Here is a 1147-nt window from a genome sequence, read left to right as displayed (position 1 = left end):
TGAAGTGCCATAGTAAAAACGGACACTCTTCGGGAGGTCATGCCGCCAGTTTTTGGTTTGTCTGGTGAAACTGGCGCTCGAATGCTTCCGGGCTTTGGTAGCCGAGAAAGGCATGTCGCCTTTTTCGGTTATAGAATACTTCCAGATAGAGGAAGACATCCTGCCGGGCCTCTTGGCGCGTCCGATACCGTTTTCCGTGTACCCATTCCCTTTTGAGCTTGCTAAAGAAACTCTCTGTGACGGCATTGTCCCAGCAGTTTCCCCGACGGCTCATGCTGCAGACGATCCCGTGGCGATCAAGCTCTGTAGAGAACGCTCCGCTCGTATATTGGCATCCTTGATCACTGTGGTGCAACAATCCAGAACCCGGTCTCCTTTGTTGCAAGGCAGACGTCAGCGCACGACAGGCAAGTTGGGCGTCCGCCCGTTCCGACATCGACCAGCCAACCACGCGCCTTGAGAACAAATCCAACACTACGGCCAGATACAACCAGCCTTCATCCGTCCTCAGGTACGTAATGTCAGCCGTCCATTTCTGGTTTGGCTCAGAGGCCACGAATTCCCGAGCAAGCAAATTTTCCGCAGCAAAGGCAAAACGTTCTCCGGTGGCAGGGTAGCGATGCTTGCGAAGCACTCTCGATCGCAATCCTTCCGACTGCATGATCCGCCGAACAGTTTCAAGGCAACACGTCAAGCCTGCCTCCTCGACCAGGTCCGTATGCACTTTTCGGTAGCCGTAAACTCCATTGCTCCTTTGATGATAAAACCGGACAGCCTTGCGTAATGCTTCTTCGCGCTTCGCCTGCGGCTTGTCTGCGGCATTCATCCATCCATAATAGCCACTTGCGCTGACACCGGCAACGTCACAGAGCAACCGAACAGGATATTGGTCCCTTTGGTTTCTAATCCACGCGTACTTCACAGGGACTCCTTGGCAAAGTACGCCGCTGCCTTTTTTAGGATTTCGTTCTCAAGGCGGAGGCGGGCATTTTCCTCGCGCAACAATTTGAAATCCTGGGCAGAAGCTGCCGTTTTTTCCTCCGGCGGCACATCACCGTTGGCCCGTAGCTGTTTGATCCATTCGCGGACAGACCACGAACTGCACCCAAGCTGTTCACCAGCTTCACGGCACGAGTACCCCAGTTCG

The 1147-nt window shown here is 54.1% G+C and carries 1 protein-coding gene and 1 pseudogene; both read right to left on the bottom strand.

Going from position 1 to position 1147, the window contains the following annotated elements; translation table 11 throughout:
* Positions 1 to 37 precede the first annotated feature (37 nt).
* Positions 38 to 922: an IS3 family transposase gene (locus tag QQS14_RS16390; RefSeq protein WP_285908093.1), complete on the bottom strand. Its 885-nt coding sequence runs from the start codon at positions 920 to 922 to the stop codon at positions 38 to 40.
* Positions 919 to 1147: pseudogene (locus tag QQS14_RS16385) on the bottom strand (IS3 family transposase); the annotation flags it as partial. The gene QQS14_RS16390 and the pseudogene QQS14_RS16385, both read right to left, overlap by 4 nt.

This window comes from Pseudodesulfovibrio pelocollis (assembly GCF_030282845.1).
GTDB lineage: Bacteria > Desulfobacterota > Desulfovibrionia > Desulfovibrionales > Desulfovibrionaceae > Pseudodesulfovibrio > Pseudodesulfovibrio pelocollis.
The sequence above is the reverse complement of the archived record's forward strand: the minus strand, read 5'-3'. Positions and strand labels throughout refer to the sequence as shown.